The sequence below is a fragment of the Luteimonas sp. GW821-FHT14E02 genome (assembly GCF_058803905.1).
On the sequence record NZ_JBXAPK010000009.1, the window covers coordinates 1 to 19,078 of the forward strand.

Annotated in this window: 15 protein-coding genes and 1 pseudogene; 6 read left to right on the forward strand and 10 right to left on the reverse strand. The window is 65.6% G+C overall.

Annotated elements, in window-relative coordinates; all coding sequences use genetic code 11:
* Window positions 1-89 precede the first annotated feature (89 nt).
* Entirely contained in the window at window positions 90-917 is an 828-nt protein-coding gene (locus AC1RNP_RS14640) for an inositol monophosphatase family protein (protein ID WP_493052184.1), read from the reverse strand.
* An 88-nt stretch (window positions 918-1,005) separates the two neighbouring features.
* On the opposite strand from AC1RNP_RS14640, the gene AC1RNP_RS14645 reads away from it, so the two are divergent.
* The gene (locus AC1RNP_RS14645; RefSeq protein ID WP_493052018.1) at window positions 1,006-1,767 is read left to right on the forward strand and encodes an RNA methyltransferase; all 762 of its coding nucleotides are present in this window, start codon (window positions 1,006-1,008) and stop codon (window positions 1,765-1,767) included.
* 154 nt (window positions 1,768-1,921) lie between these two features.
* Here AC1RNP_RS14645 and AC1RNP_RS14650 read toward each other — a convergent pair whose 3' ends face one another.
* Together AC1RNP_RS14650 and AC1RNP_RS14655 are read right to left on the reverse strand one after the other, a co-directional pair.
* Entirely contained in the window at window positions 1,922-2,581 is a 660-nt protein-coding gene (locus AC1RNP_RS14650) for an exopolysaccharide biosynthesis protein (RefSeq protein WP_493052019.1), read from the reverse strand.
* A complete protein-coding gene (locus AC1RNP_RS14655) occupies window positions 2,571-3,878 on the reverse strand; it encodes a hemolysin family protein (RefSeq protein ID WP_493052020.1) in 1,308 nt (435 codons plus the stop codon). Before AC1RNP_RS14655 ends, AC1RNP_RS14650 begins: the two co-directional genes overlap by 11 nt.
* Before the next feature lie 228 nt (window positions 3,879-4,106).
* Here AC1RNP_RS14655 and AC1RNP_RS14660 point away from each other — a divergent pair, with 228 nt between their 5' ends.
* Together AC1RNP_RS14660 and AC1RNP_RS14665 are read left to right on the forward strand one after the other, a co-directional pair.
* Window positions 4,107-4,733 (forward strand): DUF47 domain-containing protein, encoded by a 627-nt coding sequence (locus AC1RNP_RS14660; protein ID WP_226468776.1) that lies wholly within the window; start codon window positions 4,107-4,109, stop codon window positions 4,731-4,733.
* Window positions 4,734-4,871: 138 nt separating this feature from the next.
* Window positions 4,872-5,993, forward strand: coding sequence for an inorganic phosphate transporter (locus AC1RNP_RS14665; RefSeq protein WP_493052021.1), 1,122 nt, complete (start codon window positions 4,872-4,874; stop codon window positions 5,991-5,993).
* 36 nt (window positions 5,994-6,029) lie between these two features.
* On the opposite strand, the gene AC1RNP_RS14670 is transcribed toward AC1RNP_RS14665, so the two are convergent.
* Complete coding sequence (locus AC1RNP_RS14670) at window positions 6,030-6,440, reverse strand: hypothetical protein (protein WP_493052022.1); 411 nt, start codon at window positions 6,438-6,440, stop codon at window positions 6,030-6,032.
* 47 nt (window positions 6,441-6,487) lie between these two features.
* Here AC1RNP_RS14670 and AC1RNP_RS14675 point away from each other — a divergent pair.
* Window positions 6,488-6,811, forward strand: a pseudogene (locus tag AC1RNP_RS14675) (MGMT family protein); the annotation flags it as partial.
* 233 nt (window positions 6,812-7,044) lie between these two features.
* Window positions 7,045-7,710 carry a rhomboid family intramembrane serine protease gene (locus AC1RNP_RS14680; RefSeq protein ID WP_493052023.1) on the forward strand — a complete coding sequence of 222 codons (666 nt, stop codon included), beginning with the start codon at window positions 7,045-7,047 and terminating at the stop codon, window positions 7,708-7,710.
* 91 nt (window positions 7,711-7,801) lie between these two features.
* On the opposite strand, the gene AC1RNP_RS14685 is transcribed toward AC1RNP_RS14680, so the two are convergent.
* From AC1RNP_RS14685 to AC1RNP_RS14710, 6 genes are all read right to left on the reverse strand, one after another.
* Complete coding sequence (locus AC1RNP_RS14685) at window positions 7,802-9,865, reverse strand: M13 family metallopeptidase (protein ID WP_493052024.1); 2,064 nt, start codon at window positions 9,863-9,865, stop codon at window positions 7,802-7,804.
* Window positions 9,866-10,031: 166 nt separating this feature from the next.
* Window positions 10,032-12,155 carry a M13 family metallopeptidase gene (locus AC1RNP_RS14690; protein ID WP_493052025.1) on the reverse strand — a complete coding sequence of 708 codons (2,124 nt, stop codon included), beginning with the start codon at window positions 12,153-12,155 and terminating at the stop codon, window positions 10,032-10,034.
* 123 nt (window positions 12,156-12,278) lie between these two features.
* Window positions 12,279-13,460: a low temperature requirement protein A gene (locus AC1RNP_RS14695; protein ID WP_493052026.1), complete on the reverse strand. Its 1,182-nt coding sequence runs from the start codon at window positions 13,458-13,460 to the stop codon at window positions 12,279-12,281.
* Between the two features lie 10 nt (window positions 13,461-13,470).
* Window positions 13,471-13,725 carry a hypothetical protein gene (locus AC1RNP_RS14700; protein WP_493052027.1) on the reverse strand — a complete coding sequence of 85 codons (255 nt, stop codon included), beginning with the start codon at window positions 13,723-13,725 and terminating at the stop codon, window positions 13,471-13,473.
* A gap of 99 nt (window positions 13,726-13,824) precedes the next feature.
* On the reverse strand, window positions 13,825-15,528 hold the full coding sequence (locus tag AC1RNP_RS14705; protein WP_493052028.1) for a CHASE2 domain-containing protein: 1,704 nt from the start codon (window positions 15,526-15,528) through the stop codon (window positions 13,825-13,827).
* Window positions 15,529-15,541: 13 nt separating this feature from the next.
* Window positions 15,542-17,206 (reverse strand): FecR family protein, encoded by a 1,665-nt coding sequence (locus tag AC1RNP_RS14710; RefSeq protein ID WP_493052029.1) that lies wholly within the window; start codon window positions 17,204-17,206, stop codon window positions 15,542-15,544.
* 507 nt (window positions 17,207-17,713) lie between these two features.
* Between AC1RNP_RS14710 and AC1RNP_RS14715 the strand changes: the two genes are divergently transcribed.
* The gene (locus AC1RNP_RS14715) at window positions 17,714-19,063 is read left to right on the forward strand and encodes a DEAD/DEAH box helicase (protein WP_493052030.1); all 1,350 of its coding nucleotides are present in this window, start codon (window positions 17,714-17,716) and stop codon (window positions 19,061-19,063) included.
* Window positions 19,064-19,078 lie beyond the last annotated feature (15 nt).

The window sequence follows — 19,078 nt, forward strand, 5'->3', positions numbered from 1 at the left end:
CGTTTTTCTTTGGTTCGTTTCTTTTGACGCTTATCAAAAGAAATGAACTCGGCCGCGCAGCGGACGAAACGCCTTTGCTTTTAAAGGAATCAGGAAAACGCCTGCAAATACCCGGACGCCACAATCGCCTTCTGCAACGGCTCAACAATCTTCACATTACCCGCGATCAACTGCCGCGGCCCGGTCTCGATATGCACCGGCCCGGTATTGGATCCGCGGAAATCGCAAACCCGCCCGCCGGACTCACGTACCAGCAGGATGCCGGCAGCAATGTCCCAGGGCTGGACGCCGGCTTCGAAATAAGCGTCGCTGCGGCCACAGGCGACGTAGGCGAGGTCGAGTGCGGCCGATCCCGTCCGGCGGATGTCTTCCGCTTCAGTGAGCAAGGCATCCACACATTTGAGATGAGCCGAGACGCGCTTGCGCTCGCGCGGCGGAAAGCCGGTGATCAGCATCGCGCCGTTCAGGTCCTTGCGCTCGGATACGCGGACGCGGCGCTCGTTGAGCTGCGTGCCGGCGCCGCGAGTTGCGGTAAAAAGTTCATTGCGCAACGGGTCGAAGATCACCGCGTGCAGCGGGTCGGGGCCTTCGCACAGCGCGATCGAGACGCACCAGTGCGGGATGCCGTGCAGATAGTTGCTGGTGCCGTCGAGCGGGTCGATCACCCAGGTGTAGCGGCTTGGGCCGCGATTGCCCTTCTGGATGCCGCCTTCCTCGCCGAGGATGGTGTACTCGGGGTTGGCGCGCTTGAGTTCCTTGATGATCTCGACCTCGGCCAGGCGGTCGACCTCGCTGGCATAGTCCATGCGGTCCTTTTCGACCACGTTGAGCGCATCCAGCCGGTGCATGTTCCGTAGCAGGACATTGCCGCCGGCGCGCGCCGCCTTGATCATCACGTTGACAGCGGGTTTTTGCATCGCGGACAGCTCCGGGCGCAGAGGGGGGATCGGAAGGAAAAGAGCGAACCGGCTCAGTGGCCGGGCGCGCAGTTTACCATTTGTCACCATGAATCCCGACACGACATCGTTCCCCCGCATCCGTATCGTGCTGGTGGGCACCCAGCATCCCGGCAACATCGGCTCGGCGGCGCGCGCGATGAAGACGATGGGCCTGCACCGGCTGTCACTGGTCGCACCGCAACGCTTCCCGCATGCCGACGCCGAGGCCATGGCGGCCGGCGCCGGGGATGTGCTCGAGTCGGCGCAGCGCCACGAGGCGCTGGCCGAGGCGGTGGCTGATTGCCGTCTGGTGCTCGGCTGCACCGCGCGCAGCCGGCGCGTGCAGTTGCAGGAGCTGATGCCGCGCGATGCGGCCGCGCGCATGCTCGCCGTGGCGCGGGAGGGCGGTGAAGTGGCGCTGCTGTTCGGGCGCGAACGCACCGGCCTGGAGAACGAGGAATTGCAGCTCTGCCATGCGGCGGTGCATATCCCCTCGAACCCGGATTACGGTTCGCTCAACCTCGCCGCCGCCGTGCAGGTGCTGACCTACGAACTGCGGCTTGCGATGCTGTCCGCGGGCGAGATCCCGCAGCGGGAGGATGGTGCGCGTGCCGATTCTCCAGCCAGCCACACGCAGATGGAAGGATTCTTCGAACAGTTGGCGCAGACCCTGGACGACATCGATTTCCACAAGGGCAGGGCGCCGGAGTCGGCGATGCGCAAGCTGCGCAGATTGTTCCTGCGCAGCGATCTGGATGAGCGCGAGGTGCGCCTGCTGCGAGGCATCCTCACCGATGCGCAGCGGATGGCGAGGATTGCGCGCGAATAGCCCGCTTTTCCTTCTCCCTCCGGGAGAAGGTGGCGCGAAGCGCCGGATGAGGGCGGGACAGCGACTTGCCATGAAACGGTTTCGTGGGTCGGAATTTTCCTGCCCTCATCCGCCCTTCGGGCACCTTCTCCCGGAGGGAGAAGGAAAAGCAGCGCTATCGCAAGTGGTTGATCCACTCCATTACCAGCGATGCCAAATTCCCTGACAGCACGCCGGACACGACAATCGCCGTGGCGCCAGCCACCCAGGCCACGCTCATCAACATGCCATCGCGCTCCAGAAGCGCCAGCGCGAACAACAGCAGCAGCGCGGCGAACAGATAGTTGGTGAGCGGAATCGGCAACGACAGCAGCAGGCCGAGCAGGACCAGCAACAGGCCGCTGAGGAAGTTGGCGAGACGGTGGTCGAGCAGCGCCGTCCAGCGCGGTTTGACCAGGCGTTCGAGGCGGCTCAGCCAGGGCGACAGCCGGTGCTCGAAGCGAATCATCGCGCTGCGATGCAGCCCGCGCTCGGCGATAAACCGCGGCAGCCACGGGCGATGCAGGCCGATCAGCAACTGCGCGCCGATCAGCACCGCCAGCGGGCCGCTGATCACGCCGCCGACCGGCACGGGGATGAAGGCGGGCAGGGTGGCGACGAACAGCAGCATGCCGAAGGCGCGCTCTTCGAGCCCGGCGAAGACATCGCGGAAGCGGATCTGGTCGTCGGGGTCGCCATGGGTGAAGGCGGCCAGCAGTGCGCGGGTTCCGCTCGCTTCCAGACGGGATTCTTCGGCGCGGCGGTCATCGCCCGCGCCGTTCGGTTCAGGCCTCATCGTGTTCGGGTTCGGCGATGCGCCGGAGCAGCAATTTGTCGACGCGCGGACCATCGAGGTCGACCACTTCGATGCGCCAGCCGTTCCAGTCGAAATATTCGGCGACGTTGGGAATGCGGCCGAAATGCGCGATCGTCATGCCGGCCGCGGTGTGGTAGTCGTAATCGCTCTCCAGTGGCAACTGGCCGCCGCCGAGCAGCTCACGCAGATTGTCGATGGTGAGACTGCCGTCGACCAGATACGAACCGTCTTCGCGCGCCACCACCAGCGGCGTGGCATCGCCGCCGTCACTGGTTTGGGTGCGGCCGATCACGGTTTCCATCACGTCGTTGATGGTGACCAGACCGGTGATGTCGCCGTACTCGTCCACCACCAGGGCCAGCGACTGCTGTTCCTCGCGCAGGATTTCCAGCAGTTTCAGCGCAGGCGTGGATTCGGAGACGAACAGGGCTTCGCGCAAATACTTGAACAGGTCGAACTCGGTCAGCTCGATGCGATCGATCAGCGACTTGACCTCGAGCACGCCCACCACGTCGGCGTCGCTGCCGCGATAGACGGGATAGCGCGAGAACGGCGTTTCACGCATCACCGCCAGGTTCTCCTCGAAGCTTTCGTTCGCGTCGAGCCAGGCGATGCGCATGCGCGGCGTCATCAGGCTCTCGGTGCTGCGATCGCCCAGGCGCAGCACGCGATTCATCATGTTGCGTTCGTCTTCGTCGATCACGCCCTGCTCGTGACCTTCGCTGACGAGCAGACGGATTTCCTCTTCGCTGATGGCGTTGCGGGCATCGTCGCGGATGCCGAGCAGGCGCAGGACCAGGCGGTTGATCACGCCGAGCGTGGCGACCGCGGGTTTCGCGAACCTTGCCAGGGCATCGAGCGGAATCGCGACCCTGCTGGCGATGCCTTCCGCGTTGGTCAGCGCCAGGCGCTTGGGAATCAATTCACCGAAGATCACCGAGCCGGCCGTGATCAGGGTCATCGCGGTACCGATGCCGATCGGTCGCGCGTAGGCGTGGGCGCCAGGCAACAGATCGTTGAGCCAGCCGGTGATGATCAGGCCGATCGCCTCGCCGCCGAACATGCCGGCCAGCAGGCCGATCGCGGTGATGCAGATCTGCACGGTGGAGAGCAGGTTGTCCGGATGCTCGGCCAGTTCCAGGGCCTTGCGGGCGCCGCGGCTGGTCTCACCCATCTGCTTCAGGCGCGACTTGCGCGAGGTCATCAGCGCCATCTCCGACATGGCGAAGAAGCCGTTGAGCAGGACCAGCACGATGACGACCAGGAGCTCGATCATCCTTGGCCCCCGTCAGGGCTGCGGCCATGCGCGTTCCTCGCGAGGCGGGCGCGGAGAAGGCGATCGGGCGGGGGTGGGGGTAGCGGCGAATCGTCCATAGGTCGCGTCCGGGGACGCCTGGGCATCATAACAGGACCTCTGAATGGCCCCGCCGCGACCCGGAATTGACGCAAAACCGTCATAATCGCGCCTTCGCCACGCCCTCCAGACGCGACGAGGCCCTTTCAGATGTTCTCCCTGCAGACGATTTTCGGTTCCGGCAAGCAGTTCTATGCGCTCCTGAGCGAGGCCGCCGAAGGCGCCCACGACAGCGCCCAGGCCCTGCATCAGATGATGCGGGCGACCAACCGCCAGCCGGCGCTGGATGCCTTCAAGCTGGCCCGCCAACGGGAGCGGACCGTCTCCGACAAGATCAGCAAGGCGCTGGTCGACAGCTTCATCACGCCGATCGAGCGCGAGGACATCGAGGCGCTCGGCTCGGCCCTGTACAAGATTCCGAAGCAGATCGAGAAGTTCGCCGATCGCTATTCGCTGGCGACGCATCACCTGGAAGGCATCGACTTCGCCCCGCGCGCGGCGATGCTGGAGCAGGCCGCGGCCGTGGTCCGCGAGATGGTGCACGAGCTGTCGAAGCTCGACATCGACCGCATGACCGCGCTCAACGAGAAGCTGCGCGCGATCGAGAACGAAGCCGATCGCCTGATGCTCGAGCTGTACCGCGACATCTATTCGGGCCGGCTCGATTACCAGCAGATGTTCCTGCTGAAGGAGTTCTTCGAGATCCTGGAGAAGGCCATCGACCGCTGCCGCGAGGCGGGCGTCGTCGCCTACCAGATCGTGCTAAAGAATTCCTGAGGGACCTGGCCATGACCTTCGTGTCTTCCGGCTCCGGTGCCACGGGCATCGGCTGTGCCGATGCCCTCAAACCATGTCTCCACAACCCCGCCTCGCCGCTGTGCGGCGGGGCCGCCCCCTTAACTTAAGGGGGCCAAGATGCTGACTTTATTGTTAGTCGTCATCCTGGCCGCGTTGATCTTCGAGTTCATCAACGGATTCCACGACACCGCAAACTCCATCGCCACCGTCGTCGCCACCAAGGTGCTGACGCCGGGGCAGGCGATCATGCTCGCGGCCTGCACCAACCTAGCCGGTGCGTTCTGGGGCACGGCGGTGGCCAAGACGATCGCCTCGGGGCTGGTCGACACCGATGTGGTCAACGTCACTTCGCAGGTGCTGATCTGCGCGTTGCTTGGCGCGATCGTCTGGAACCTGATCACCTGGTGGCGCGGATTGCCCTCGTCCTCCTCGCATGCGCTGATCGGCGGCCTGTGCGGCGCCGCGCTGGCCGCCGCGCACAACAACTGGGCCGCGCTGATCTGGTCGAAGGCGGGCGATGCCGGCTGGGACACCAACAAGGGGTTGTTGTGGAAGGTGGTGATGCCGATGGTCACCTCGCCGATCGCCGGCTTCACGCTCGGCGTTCTGATCATCACGCTGCTGTATCTGTTGATCGCCTCGCTCACGCGCGCGGGCGGCCCACTGGCGCGCATCGCGCGACCGCACTGGGTCAACGCCTTCTTCGGCAAGGCGCAGTTCGTTTCGGCCGCCTACATGGGCTTCGCGCACGGCCGCCAGGATGCGCAGAAGACGATGGGCATCATCGCGCTCGCGATCTTTTCCGCGCAGACCGGAGGCTTGTTGGACAACCTGCCGCCGTGGCTGCAGTTCCTGCATCCGGATGGCGGCAAGGACGATATCGACCGTTGGGTGATCGCGACCTGCGCGCTGGTGATGGCGGCCGGCACGGCTTCCGGTGGCTGGCGCATCATCAAGACGCTCGGTCACAAGATGGTGAAGCTGCATCCGATCGACGGCTTCGCCGCGGAGACGGCCTCCGCCACGATCCTGGTGACGGCCGCGCATTTCGGCATGCCGGTATCGACCACGCACAGCATTTCCACCGCGATCATGGGCGTGGGCTTCGCCAAGAATCCGCGCGCGCTGAAGATCGGCGTGATCGAGCGCATCGTCTGGGCGTGGATCCTGACGATTCCGGCGGCCGGTGGCGTCGCCTACGGGCTGTTCCGGTTGTTCGCGTTCGCCGGTTGGACTTGATGCCGCCGCTTCTCCCGCGGGAGAAGGGATGCGATATCAGAGCAGATCGCCCTCGGCGGACAACGCGCGTTCGAGGCGATCGCCCATGCCGCCGATTTCCAGGATCAGACGATCGAGCTCGGCTGCGCTCAGGCCATCGTAGGGGCGGTTCTCGCACAGTTGCAGATAGGGCACGCCGTCGAGATCGCCGATGGCGAGATAGCCGACGCGGCTCTGCCAGTTGAAGGCCAGTGCGCGCTTGCCATCGATGCCGGTGGTGGGCGCGATGACCGTGCTCACGCGCAGGTAGTTGCGGTCGTCGTCGTCCTGCAGCTCCGAGAGGAAGATCGCCTGGTGGCGGCGACCGCCGTCGAGAGAAAGCTCCACGCACAGCACATAGGGATCCTGCATGGTGACGCGGAAGGATCCGGCGACGAGGTGGTGGCGGATTTTCTCGAAGTTCTGCATGAGCCGGCGGGCGAGCAACAGGGGAAGGGGGAGGCTATGCTAACGCAATGCCGGAACGATCCGCTGAAGACCGCATCCTCGCCGCGATCCGCGCGATTCCGCGCGGACAGGTCGCCGGCTACGGGCATATCGCCCAGCGTGCAGGCCTGCCGGGCCGGGCACGGCTGGTCGCGCGCATCCTGGCCGGCAATGATGACTCGAAATTGCCCTGGCATCGCGTGTTGCGCAGCGATGGGCGCATCGCGTTCCCGGAAGGATCGCGTGGGTGGCGTGAGCAGTCGCAGCGGCTGCGTGCTGAGGGCGTCAGGGTCGAAAGCGGCCGTGTGCGGATGCCGCAAGCGGATGTTTCGCTCGATGCGATGATCTGGGGTGAACCGGGGCGCTCGCAGGACGAAGCGCCGGGCGGCGCCAAGCGTTCCGTCAAGACACCAAAGCCATCCTCGTCAGGCCGGGCGCGTGCCGCGAAGGGCGGACGTCCCGCGGTGGTTTCCGGTGCTCGGAAGAAGGTAAACAAAAAGGCATCGGGATAGGTGCGAGCGCCGGCCAATCATGCGATTGGCTCGTGCATTGCCGGTATCATGCGCCGGCAGTAGAAGGAATCCGGATGTTCACCAATCTCCCGCCCGTCATCAAGGCGTTACTGACTCTCAATGTCCTGGCGTTTCTCCTTCAGTTGCTGATCGGAGAGCCACGATATGCCTTGTTTGAATTGTGGCCCTACGTGCCTGGGGGCATCCCCGAATTTGGCGGCGGACAATTGTTCATGCCATGGCAGTTGTTGACCTATGGCTTCCTGCACGATCCGTCGAATTACGCGCATTTGATTTTCAACATGCTCATGTTGCTGATGTTTGGTTCACCGCTCGAATACGCATGGGGGAGCCGCCGGTTTCTTACGTATTATCTGGTCTGTGTTTTCGGCGCGGGCCTGTGTCAGCTGATGCTGACCACTTGGATGGCGACACAAGGCGGTAATATCGGGCCGACGATCGGCGCATCCGGCGGTGTATTCGGGTTGTTGCTGGCCTACGGCCTGCTTTTCCCGAACCAGCGCGTGATGTTGTTGATTCCGCCGATCCCGATGAAGGCGCGCACGCTGGTGATCATCTACGGCGCGATCGAACTGCTACTCGGATTCACGGGCTTGCAGCCGGGCGTCGCGCATTTCGCGCATTTAGGCGGCATGTTGTTCGGCTGGCTGCTGATCAATTACTGGCGCGGCAAACCACCGTTCAGTCGCAGCGGCTCGCCGCGGATACGGCGCTTCTGACGCGCGATACGGCCTGACGAGAATTCGAAGGGCTCGCATGCGAAAACGGCGCGGATATCCGCGCCGTTTTCGTTTCCGGACATCCTGACGCCTAGCGCCAGATCGACACCTGCTGCTCCGGCTTGAGCTGCATCGGCGGCAGCGCGGCCGGCTTGGCCTTGCCCTTGCCGGTCTTGCCGCTCGCGGCGGCGGTGCAGCTGAAGGCTTCGCCGAAGGCGGGCTCGTTCATCAGCGGGCCGTTGGCGCGCCACTGGCCGGGGGCATGCACGGAGGTCGCGGCCATGCGGGTGGCGATGTCCGCGGACATCTGTTCGCGCCACAACTGCGCCCAGCCCTGGAAGAAGGATTGCTTGGACGTCTCGGACAAGGCCGGTTGCGCGGTGGTGAGCGCGTCCCAGGCGAGTTCGACGCCGGCGAGGTCGGCGACGTTCTGGTCGAGCGTCTGCGCACCGTTGACACGGACGTTCTTGAGGTCCGGATATGTGTAGCCGTTGTATTGCATGGACAGTGGCGCGGTGCGCGCGTCCCACGCGGCGACATCGGCTGGCGTCCACCATGTCTTCAGCTCGCCGGCAGTGTTGACGAGGCTGCCCTTCCTGTCGATGCTGCGGCTGAGTTCGTGCCCGACCATGGCGCCGTAGGCGCCGTAATGCGCGGCGGCATCCTGCGTCAGGTCCAGGATTGGTGCCTGCAGCGCGGCGGCGGTGACGATCAGGCGATTCTGCGCGATGTCGTAAGCCAGTGCCGGGTTTTGCGGCAGCACGTCCCAGCGGCGGTCGGCGTTGCCGCGACCGATGCGCTTCATTTCCTCGCGATGCTGCCAGGTGGACGCGATCAGCATGTTGCCGCCGAAGCTGCCGCGGCCCATCGGCTGCACGCTGTAGTCGAGATCGCGGCGCGGCGCGCCGATTTCGATCTTGAGCTTGGCGACCTTGGCCTTGGCTTCGGCCTTGGTCGGTTCGGCCATCCAGGTGCTGCGATCGATGGCGCGGCCGAGCGCGTCACGCACTTCGTTGGCGATGGTCTCAGCGCGCGATTTGGTGGTGGCGGGCAGATAGCGGCCGACGTATTCGCGCCCGAGCATCGGGCCGGCGGCGTCATTGATGGCATCCAGCACGAGTTGCTGGCGCGTCGGCTGTGTCGTCTGGCCGCGCAGCACGCGGCCGCGGAATTCGAAATCGGCGTCGCGGAAACTCTTCGACAGGTACTGCGCCATGGCATCGCCGACCTGGAAGCGCAGGTAGGCCTTCCATTGCTCGGGCTTGAGGCTGTTGATCAGCCCGTCGAGTTCGGTGAACAGCGCAGGATTGGCAAGGGAAACGCTGTCGTCCTTCACGCCCTGCGCCTTGATGAAATCGCCGAGCTGCAGGCGCTTGTAGGTCTTGCCGAGCGAGGCCACCGGCACCAGCGCGTAGTTGGCGCGCGGGTCGAGCAGTTGGGCCTCGGGCTTGGAGACGCGGGCGATGCGCGTTTCCAGATCGATCACCAGCTGCGCCTGCGCCGCCAGCTTGTCGGCGGGCGTGCCGGTCAGGGCGAGGATCTTCTGCACGTAGTTGTTGTAGCGGCCGAGCAGGGCGCGCGTGTCGGCGTCGGTGCGGGTGTAGTAGGCCGGATCGGTGAGGCCGGTGCCGCCCTGGGTGAAATAGCCGACGTGGCGGGACAGGTCGGCGAGATCGACGTCGGCGCTGAAATTGAAGACGACCGGAATGCCGACCTGATGCAGCGCGGCGATCGAGGGCGGGATGTCCTTGGCGCGCTTGATGCCATCGATGCGCGAGAGCAGGGGCGCGATCGGGTTGGCGCCGTCGCGTTCCACGGCCTCTTCATCGAGGCCGCTGGCCCAGAAGTCGCCGAGGAGCTTCTGCACGTTGTTCTGCGGCGACTGCATCGCGGCGTTGAGCAGGTCGCGCTGCTGCTGCTGGGCGAGGCTGTACAGCTGGCTCAGCGCGGACACCGATCCGCTGCCGCCGACGATGGTATTGCTGGCCAGCCAGTCCTTGTTGGTGAAGCTGTAGAAGTCGGTGCAGGCGGTGGCCGCGGGGGCAGCCTTCTTGGCGGGCGCGCGCTTCTTCTTGGCGGCGTCGGCGTCGTGCGCGGTCAGGCCGGCAACGAGGGTCAGGCTGAGGACAAGGACGAGAGGGCGCAGCTTGGGCATCACGGGATCCGCACAGGGAAGTCGCGGGAGTTTAGCAAGCCGCGGTGGTACTTCCTGAATCCCGTGGGGCAAACCCTTCTCAGCAAGCGCTTTTCAGCGGGACCTTTTGAAGCGGGCCCTTTTCAAGCGAACCCCTCCCCCGCGAACGGGGGAGGGGCTTCGGGCATCACCAGATCACGACCTGCTTGTCGCCGTCACGCACCATCGCGTCGCCGGCCTTGCACTGGAACGCGGCGGCGAACGCGGGCAGGTTCGACGGCGCGCCGATGGCGCGGAAGGTGGCGGGGGCGTGCGGATCGGTGGTCAGACGCACCTTGAGGTTTTCCGGCGTGTACTTGGTGCGCCACACCGTCGCCCAGTTGAGGAAGAAGCGCTGGTCGCGGGTGAGGCCGTCGGTCTTGGGATCGGGCTGGCCGTCGGTAGCCTTCTTCATCGCGTCGTAGGCGGTGGCGATGCCGCCGAGGTCGGCGATGTTCTCGCCCAGCGTGAGCTTGCCGTTGACGTGCTGGCCGCCGGCGTCGTAGCCGTCGAACTGCTTCACCAGCTTGTCGGTGAGAGCGGTGAATCCGTCGGAATCAGCCTTGGTCCACCAGTTCTCGAAGTTGCCGCTGGGTCCGAAGCGCGAGCCCTGATCGTCGTAGCCGTGGGTCATCTCATGGCCGATCACCGCGCCGATGCCGCCATAGTTGAGGGCATCGTCGGCCTTCAGGTCGAAGAACGGCGGCTGCAGGATCGCGGCCGGGAACACGATCTCGTTCTGCTGCGGGTTGTAGTAGGCGTTCACCGTCTGCGGCGTCATGCCCCATTCGCTCTTGTCGACCGGCTTGCCGATCTTCGACAGCTCCCACTTGTAGTTGAACTCGTTGGCGGCGAGGACGTTGCCGAGATAGCTGTCGCGGTTGGTGCTCAGGCCGGCCCAGTCGCGCCACTTGTCGGGATAGCCGATCTTGGGCGTGAAGGTTTCCCACTTGGCGATGGCCTTCTTCTTGGTCTCGTCGCTCATCCACTTCAGGTTCTCGATGCGGGCCTTGAGCGCGGTGCGCAGGTTGCCGACGAGCGTCTCCATCTTCGCCTTGGCATCGGGCGAGAACGCGACCTTGACGTACAGCTGGCCGAACGCTTCGCCAGCCTCGTCCTCGATGGTGTGCAGCACGCGCTTCCAGCGCGGCTGGATTTCCTTCTGGCCGTTGAGCGTCTTGCCGTAGAAGTTGTAGTTCTCCTGCACGAAGGCATCGCTCAGGTACGGCGAGGCGGCGTCGACGGTGTGGAAGCGCAGATAGGCGCGCCAGGTCGCGGGGGCGGTATCGGCGATCACCTTGCTGACTTCCTCGTGGAAGGCGGGAATGGCGAGCGAGAACTTCGCCGGCGCCGCAACGCCCTGCGCTTCGAAGAACTTGGTCCAGGGGAAGTTCGGCGTCAGCTTGTCGGCGTCGGCGAGCGTCACCGGGTTGTAGTACAGCGACACGTCGCGCGAGAGTTCCTCGCTCGACTTCGATGCCTTGGCCAGGCGTGTTTCGAATGCCACGATTGCCTTGGACTGCTCGGCCGCGTCGGCGGCGGCCACGCCGGACAGTTCGAGCGTCTTGGCGACGTGCGCCTGGTACGCGTCGAGCTTGTCCTTCTTATCCTTGTCGGAGTAGTAGCTCTTGTCGGGCAGGCCCAGGCCGCCCTGCATCGCGTAGGCGATGTTGACGGTGGAATCCTTGAAATCGGGTTCGGCGTCGAAGCCGAACAGCACGTTCTCGCCCTTCGCCGCGGTCTTGCGCAGGTAGTCGGCGATGGCGTCCTTGTCGTTGAGCGCGTCGATAGCGGCCAGGCGTTCCTTCAGCGGCTCGATGCCCTGGGCGTTGACCTTGGCTTCGTCCATGCCGGTCGACCAGAAGTCGCCGACGATCTTTTCCACGCCCGTGGCCTTGGTGTCGGCGGCGGCCTGTTCGGCCAGCTGGTGCTGCGCGGCGATCGAGCGCTCGGCCAGGATCGAGAAAGCGCCCCAGGAGGTGCGATCGGCCGGGATCTCGTTGGCGGCCAGCCACTTGCCGTTGGCGTAGGCGCCGAAGTCGGTGCAGGCGTTCTTGGTGCTGTCGAGGTCGTTGACCGAGAAGGCGTTGTATTGCGGCAGCTTGCTTTCGTCGAGCGTGAGCTGCTTCGCTTCGGTGGCTTCGGGTTTTGCGGCCGATGTGTCGGCGGCGGGCGCCGGTGCCTCGCGGTTGCAGGCGGACAGGGCCAGGGTGACGGCCAGGGACAACAGCAGGACGCGTGGGGCCTGCACTTGAAGAAGTTTCGCGCTCACAGACGGACTCCGGCCCGGATCGGGCTTTGCAAAGAAGAATGCCTGCCGCGCGAGGCGACAGGAGCCAGGGACGATACCCCGCGAGCCGGCGACCGGCGGGTGTCGAAGGTCATAGGAAAACGGTTACGCCACGCGCGCCGGCCGGCGCAAGGCGAGGCTTTCCCAGGCGGCGACCAGCATCAGCACCGCCGTGGTGATCGCCCCGAGCGCCAGCGCCGAGAACAGGTGCGCGTAGGCGAACGGCAGCAGCGCCAGCAGCAGGAGCAGGCCGATCAGGTGCGACAGCGGCGGCAGCCAGCGATCGTTGGTCACCCATTTGAACAATGCGTTGCCGAGCAGATACAGCGTCGGGCCACCGAGGATCGCGGCGATGCCGGCATCGCTGGCGTGGTCGGGATGCATGAGCACCAGTTCGTCCGCCACCGCGCACACGATGATGCCGGCCACGATCGGCAGGTGCAGATAGGTGTAGGCGATGCGCGCGATGCGGCCGGGGTCGTCGGAATGTGCGAAGCGATGCGTGGCGCGCTCGGCGCTGGTGTCGAAGTACAGCCACCACATCGCCACGCTGCCGAGGAAGGCGATCAGGAAGGCGGCGACGGCATCGAAGCTGCGTTCCAGTTCGGCGAAGGTGGCGCCGGTGACCAGCAGCGATTCGCCGAGCCCGATGATCACGAACAGCGCGCAGCGTTCGGCCAGATGGTGGCCGTCGACATCCCAGTCGTCGGTGGTGGAGCGGCCAAGTCCCGGCACCCAGAAATACAGCGAGGGCGAAACGAATTCGATCGCCAGCGCCACGCCCCACAACCACAGCCGCATCTGGCCCTCGTGCAGACCGCCCGTGATCCAGAGCACGCCCGACAGCAGCAGCCAGATCAGGATGCGCTGGAAGTTGCGGCGTCGCTCGGTCGGTTCGTTCCGCACTGCCCACAGGAAGAACAGCGTGCGGCCGATCTGCATCGCCACGTAGGCGCCGGCGAAGCTCGCACCATGTTCGGTGAAGGCCTCCGGGATCGCCGAGGACATCAACAATCCCGCCAGCATCAGCGCGAACAGACACACGCGCACCGGCTGCCGCTCCGGGTCGAGCCAGTTGGTCACCCACGAGGTGTAGATCCACACCCACCACACCGCCAGCATCAGCATGCCGACTTTCAGCGCGCCGGCTAGGTCAAGATGCGCGAGCAATGTGTGCGAGAGCTGGGTGACGGCGAAGACGAACACCAGGTCGAAGAACAACTCGACCATGCCGACCTTGCCGCTGTCGTGAGTGCCGCGGCCGCGCAGGAGACTGGGCTTCGTCATCGGTTCGCGATCAGCGCAGTTTGCGATAGAGCAGGCCGGCGACGGCGGCCGGCACGGCGAAGATGACGAGGAAGATCGGGAATTCGTCGGCCACCGAATAGCCGGCGGTGGACACGCCGACCCACATGTTGATCGCCGCGCCGATCAGCCACAGTGGCAGGAAGACCAGCACCGCCTTGCGCCGCGATGCGCCAGCCAGGCGCGCGATGAGCAGACAGAGCGCCAGCAGGGCGAAGCCGCCCAGGATCACCAGCAATGTGTGCATCGTTTTCCCCGTGTGCGAAACAATGGTGAGTTTGCGGTCGATGATGACTGTTTTCGTCCGCCGACGAATGGCAAGACGGCGAGGCGCGACGAAGACATCTCAACCGACCAGCTTGATGTCGAACTGTGTTTCAGAGTTCTCCGGCGTCCACACCGGCGCGCGGTAGCTGCAGTTGCGGCCGAGCTCCTTGGCGCGATACAGCGCGACGTCGGTGCGGCGGATCAGCAGGTCCGGACGGGTATCGCTGCCGGGATCGCAGCTGGCCACGCCGATACTGACCGTCACCACCGGCGCGACGCCTGAATCGGCATGCGGAATGGCGAGCGCGCGCACTTCATCGACGATGGCGTCGGCAATCGCGTAGGCGGTGAGGCCGCTGGTCTCGGGCAGGATGACCGCCAGCTCGTCGCCGCCGTAGCGCGCGGGCAGGTCGCGCGGGCGTCGCGCATGCGTGGAGACGGCCTGGGCGACGCGTCTCAGCAGGTCGTCGCCGGCCTGATGGCCGTACCGGTCGTTGTAGTGCTTGAAGTGGTCGACGTCGATCAGAAGCAATGACAGCGGAGCCTCGCTGCGACGCGCGGAGGAGAGCTCGCGCGCCAGGATCGTATCGAACAGGCGTCGGTTGGCCAGCTGCGTGAGCGAATCGTAGTGCGCCTGGCGCTGCGACTGGCGCAGGTCGAGGAACAGCCACAAGGCGACACTCGCCAGCAGCGTCACCAGCGCCGGCATCGGCGCGAACCAGATGTGCGCGCGATACAGCAGCAGGGCGCTGGAGAGCAGCACGACCATCATTGCGATCGGCACCATCCAGCCGATGCTGCGCATGCGCACGCGAAACAGCAGCCAGGTCGGCAACAGCACCGCGAAGATGCCGGCACCCAGTTGCCAGCCGTGCTCGAGCGGGACGATGGTGTGCCCGTTCAACAGCATGTTGAGCAGCGAAGCCTGGTATTCCACGCCCGTGATGCGGCCATCGCCGGGTTGCATCGGAGTGAGGATGGTGTCGCCGGTGCCGTAAGCGGTGGCGCCGACCAGGATCCAGCGATCGCGCAGCAGATTGTCCGGGATGTGCCCATTGAGGACGTCGACGTAGGACACCTGCTGGAACCCGGCGCCCGCCGACACGTAAGGGATCAGGACGCAGTAGTTGCGGTTCCACAGGTAGGGCGATGCATGGTCGGCGTGTGCCTCGCGCAATCCCGGAACGGACTTGCCCGTCGTCGTGTCCAGATTGCGCAGCGCCAGTGCCAGCACCGGCCAGTGCGCGTCGCCGAGACCGGCGTACAGATGCGCGTCGCGGGTGATGCCGTCGCGGCTCTCGTCGACCGCGACGTGTCCCAATCCCGCCGCCGCCGACACCAGCGCGGGCAGGGGCAGCACTTCCACCGGCGGACCGTTGGGCTCGGATGGCTCGGCCAGCACCGGCAATATGACGCGGCCGTGGCGCTGGATCGCTTTCGCGAGTGCGGTGTCGCCGTCGGGATCGGCGCTGTCCGGTTCGGCGAACACTACATCCAGCGCGACGCCGCGTGCGCCGACGCGGTTCAACCGATCGATCAGGTCCGCGTGCACGCGCCGCGGCCACGGCCAGCGTCCCAGCGCCGAGACGCTCTTGTCGTCGATGGCGATGATCACGATGCTGTCGTCGGCACGTTCGCCAGCGTGACGCAGCAGCGTGTCGTAGACCCGGTAATCGGCTTTCCAGGTGAGCTTGCCCAGCGTCAGCAAGATCACGCACGCGATCGCGGCCAGCGTTACCAGCAACGCCAGCGGAAACGATTTGCGGCGGGAACGGCTGGACATGCGTCAGCGCATCTCAGAGCGCAAGCAATATCAATACCACGCCGCCGCCAATCGCGGCGATGCGGCAGGAGAGACATCCCAGCTTGATGGTCTGGGTCGGTCCGTAGGGACCGGCATAACCGTCGCTCTCGATGGTCTGGATGCGCGCATACCAGGTCCCGGTACGCAGTTTGGGCAATGTGATCTGGTTCTCGTCCAGTTCGCGGTCCACCTCCAATTTCGAGAAGTCGGCCTTGCGCGAGAGCTGGAAGCGGAAACGCTGACCCTCCGCGCCGGCCGGCCAGCGGATTTGCAGCGTGCGCTTGTCGGTCGCCGCCGCCTCGCTCTGCAGTTCCGGTCCCGGGCCGGGGGCGCGCACGTTGAAATGCTGGCCTTCGCTGAAGCCGGTGGCGCGGTCCTCGCTGTCGATGGCGGCCACGCGCCACTGATAATCGCCCGGCGCGAGCGGTTGCGGACTGCGCAGATCGGTCGACTTGATGGTCTGATCGACCAGCGGCGCATCGAAGCCGGCGGCGCTCGCCAGCTGGAAGCGATAGCGCACGCCGTCGCCCATCGAGGCCCAGCGGAAGCGTGGACGTTCGGCATCGGTGCTGCTGCCTTCGGTCGGCGCGATCGCGAACGGCGGCTGCCGTGCCGCGTGCACCGACACGGTGGCGTCATGACCTTCGATGTCGCGGTCGTCGATGGCGCGCACGCGCACGCTGTAGGTGCCGTCCGGCAGCGCGGGCAGCGCGTCCTGCGCCGCGTCGACGACGCGATCGTGCAGCAGCGTGACGAACTCGGGTGTCGCCGAGACCTGCACGCGATAGCGCGCCGCGCCCGGTACGGGCTTCCAGGTCAGGCGCGCGGGAATCTGATCGAGCGAAAGCGCGATCGACGCCGGTTCCGGCGCCGCCAGCAGTTCGCGCGGAGGCAGCGGACGATCGTCGGCGCCGCTGGCCGTGCCCTGGCCGCGCTTGAGCAGGACCTGTCCGCCGCCGCCACTCACCGCGACCTTGCCTTCGGTGACTTCGGCCTGCGAGCGCGTGCCGTCGCTGCCGATGCGGAATTGCGTGCCGCGCACGCTGGAGATCGTATTCGGTGTGGCGATGATGTAGTTCGCCGCCGGCCCGTGCATCGGACGCACGGCATTGCCGGCACGTCCGCGCGGCAGGCGCAGGCGGGTGTCGGTCATGCCGGTGGCGCCGTAGGCGCTGAGCTTGTCGAGCACGAGCTCGCTGTCGCCTTGCAGCAATAGCCGCGAACCGTCGGCGAACTGCAGCGTGAGGTTGGCGTCGGCGGCGGTGCGCAGCGTGGCGCCGATGCCGAGTTGCATGCCTTCGGTGACGGGCGATTCCTTGCCGCGCGCATCGCGCGCGGTGGCGCTGCCTTGCACGCCGATCACCTTCGCCTTCGCCGGCTGTTGTTTCAGCCAGGAGACGGGGAAGCGCATTTGTGATCCTGGCGGCAGACGCAGAGGATCGGCGACGTTATTGTGCTCCTGCAATTTCTGCCACGGCACGTCGCTGCGGAGATACTTCGCGGCCAGATCCCAGACGTTGTCGCCCGGACGCACCCGGTAACGCCATTCCTGCGCCGTCGCGCTCGCGGCGCAGCACAGGATCGCCAACCCCAGCAGCGCTGCGATCCAGCGCCGGAAAGTCTGCGAGCCGGAGCGACCGGCGGCACGGTTTGGCAAACAAGTTGTGACGTATGCCCGGTTCAAGAGTGAGGATTCCCGTCCCTACCAAACGAATATTGTCCGCGAAAACCCGGGCCACCGTACAACTTGACGGCCGTCGCGCCGCCCTGTACGAGTGTCCGGATCGGTGCCGGCTGGCTTCGACCGCCGGAATCGGCTACAATTCCCCTGTTCTGCAACATGGCTTGATCCTGCTTTCGGGCAGTCACGATCCTGGTATGTCAGTCGGGGAAGGGGCTTTTACCTACGCCTGTCCCCCCACTTATCCCGCACGTGAAGCCGGAGACTTCGCCCCTTGGTCGGCGGAGCTCGATGTCGCGCAAACACGGCCCGGAGCGTCCGGCAGCCGTTCAACCCTCACTCGCAGCGCGGTTTTGGATAGCTCCGGGTAAGCAATCGTGCCGTTCCCACGGCCGGATGGTCGCACGCCTCACTGCGCTCATGGCGCGGTTCGATGTGCGGTTTTCGGGCGCGGATGGCCGATTTTTCGGAGTTATCGATAACATGAGTTTTGAAACCCTCGGGCTCTCGCCCGCGCTGCTGCGTGCACTGGCCGACAGCCAATACACCGTTCCCACCCCGATCCAGGCTCAGGCCATCCCGTTGGCGCTGGCCGGCCACGATCTGCTCGGTGGCGCCCAGACCGGCACCGGCAAAACCGCTGCCTTCAGCCTGCCGCTGTTGCAGCGCCTGGCCAAGCAAACCCCGCCTAACGGCCCGCGCAAGCCGCGCGCGCTGATCCTGGTGCCGACCCGCGAACTTGCCGTGCAGGTCGCCGACAGCCTGAAGACCTATGGTCGTCAGCTGCGTCTCAACGTCACCACCATCTACGGCGGTGCCGGCATGGGGCCACAGGTTGACAACCTGCGGCGCGGCGTCGACATCCTCGTGGCCACGCCCGGCCGGCTCATCGACCATCTCGAGCGCGGCAGCGCCAAGCTCGACGCGGTGGAAATCCTCGTCCTCGACGAAGCCGATCGCATGCTCGACATGGGCTTCCTGCCTGCGATCAAACGCATCATCAATCGCGTGCCGAAGGAGCGCCAGACGCTGTTGTTCTCGGCGACTTTCGAGGAGCGGATCAAGGCGTTGGCGATGGAGTTCATGCGCAACCCGAAACAAGTGCAGGTGACCGCGCGCAACACCATTGCCGAGACTATCGTGCATCGCGCGCATCCGGTCGACGGCTCGCGCAAGCGCGATCTGCTGATCAGCATCCTGACTTCGCGCCACACCGATCAGGTGCTGGTGTTCGGCAAGACCAAGCACGGCTGCAACCGCCTCGCCGAACAGCTGGAAACCGCCGGTCTCAAGGCCGTCGCCATCCACGGCAACAAGAGCCAGGCACAGCGGCAGAAGGCGCTGATCCAGTTCAAGACCGGCAAGGCACGTATTCTGGTCGCCACCGACGTCGCGGCGCGTGGTCTCGACATCCCCAATCTGCCGCTGGTCATCAACCATGACCTGCCGATGGTGGCCGAGGACTACATCCACCGCATTGGCCGCACCGGCCGCGCCGGTTCGACAGGCGAGGCGCTGTCGCTGGTGTCGCCGGAAGAGGGTGGCCTGTTGCGTCAGATTCAGCGCATGCTCAACGCCGACATCGTGATGGACACGGTGCCGGGTTATGCGCCGAGCAAGCCGATCCGTCTCGATGCGCCGATCCCCAAAAATGGCGGGCAGCGTGCAACCAGCCAGAAGCCGGGTGGCCAGCGTCCGCCGACGCGCGCAGCAGGCAAGCCCGCGCATCGCGCGCATGGCAAGCCCGCCTCGCGCGGCGCGCATCCGCATGCGGGACCGAAGCAGCATCGCGGCAGCGGCAAGCCCGGGGCGAGGCGCGATACGCGCGCATAAGTTCGCAACAAGGGG

Excerpts from the sequence above, each read along its gene's own strand:
- AC1RNP_RS14695 (WP_493052026.1), bottom strand. The coding sequence starts at position 13,460 with ATGACGAAGCCCAGTCTCCTGCGCGGCCGCGGCACTCACGACAGCGGC.
- AC1RNP_RS14700 (WP_493052027.1), bottom strand. The coding sequence starts at position 13,725 with ATGCACACATTGCTGGTGATCCTGGGCGGCTTCGCCCTGCTGGCGCTC.
- AC1RNP_RS14685 (WP_493052024.1), bottom strand. The coding sequence starts at position 9,865 with ATGCCCAAGCTGCGCCCTCTCGTCCTTGTCCTCAGCCTGACCCTCGTT.
- AC1RNP_RS14650 (WP_493052019.1), bottom strand. The coding sequence starts at position 2,581 with ATGAGGCCTGAACCGAACGGCGCGGGCGATGACCGCCGCGCCGAAGAA.
- AC1RNP_RS14640 (WP_493052184.1), bottom strand. The coding sequence starts at position 917 with ATGCAAAAACCCGCTGTCAACGTGATGATCAAGGCGGCGCGCGCCGGC.
- AC1RNP_RS14645 (WP_493052018.1), top strand. The coding sequence starts at position 1,006 with ATGAATCCCGACACGACATCGTTCCCCCGCATCCGTATCGTGCTGGTG.
- AC1RNP_RS14665 (WP_493052021.1), top strand. The coding sequence starts at position 4,872 with ATGCTGACTTTATTGTTAGTCGTCATCCTGGCCGCGTTGATCTTCGAG.
- AC1RNP_RS14660 (WP_226468776.1), top strand. The coding sequence starts at position 4,107 with ATGTTCTCCCTGCAGACGATTTTCGGTTCCGGCAAGCAGTTCTATGCG.
- AC1RNP_RS14680 (WP_493052023.1), top strand. The coding sequence starts at position 7,045 with ATGTTCACCAATCTCCCGCCCGTCATCAAGGCGTTACTGACTCTCAAT.
- AC1RNP_RS14670 (WP_493052022.1), bottom strand. The coding sequence starts at position 6,440 with ATGCAGAACTTCGAGAAAATCCGCCACCACCTCGTCGCCGGATCCTTC.
- AC1RNP_RS14705 (WP_493052028.1), bottom strand. The coding sequence starts at position 15,528 with ATGTCCAGCCGTTCCCGCCGCAAATCGTTTCCGCTGGCGTTGCTGGTA.
- AC1RNP_RS14655 (WP_493052020.1), bottom strand. The coding sequence starts at position 3,878 with ATGATCGAGCTCCTGGTCGTCATCGTGCTGGTCCTGCTCAACGGCTTC.
- AC1RNP_RS14715 (WP_493052030.1), top strand. The coding sequence starts at position 17,714 with ATGAGTTTTGAAACCCTCGGGCTCTCGCCCGCGCTGCTGCGTGCACTG.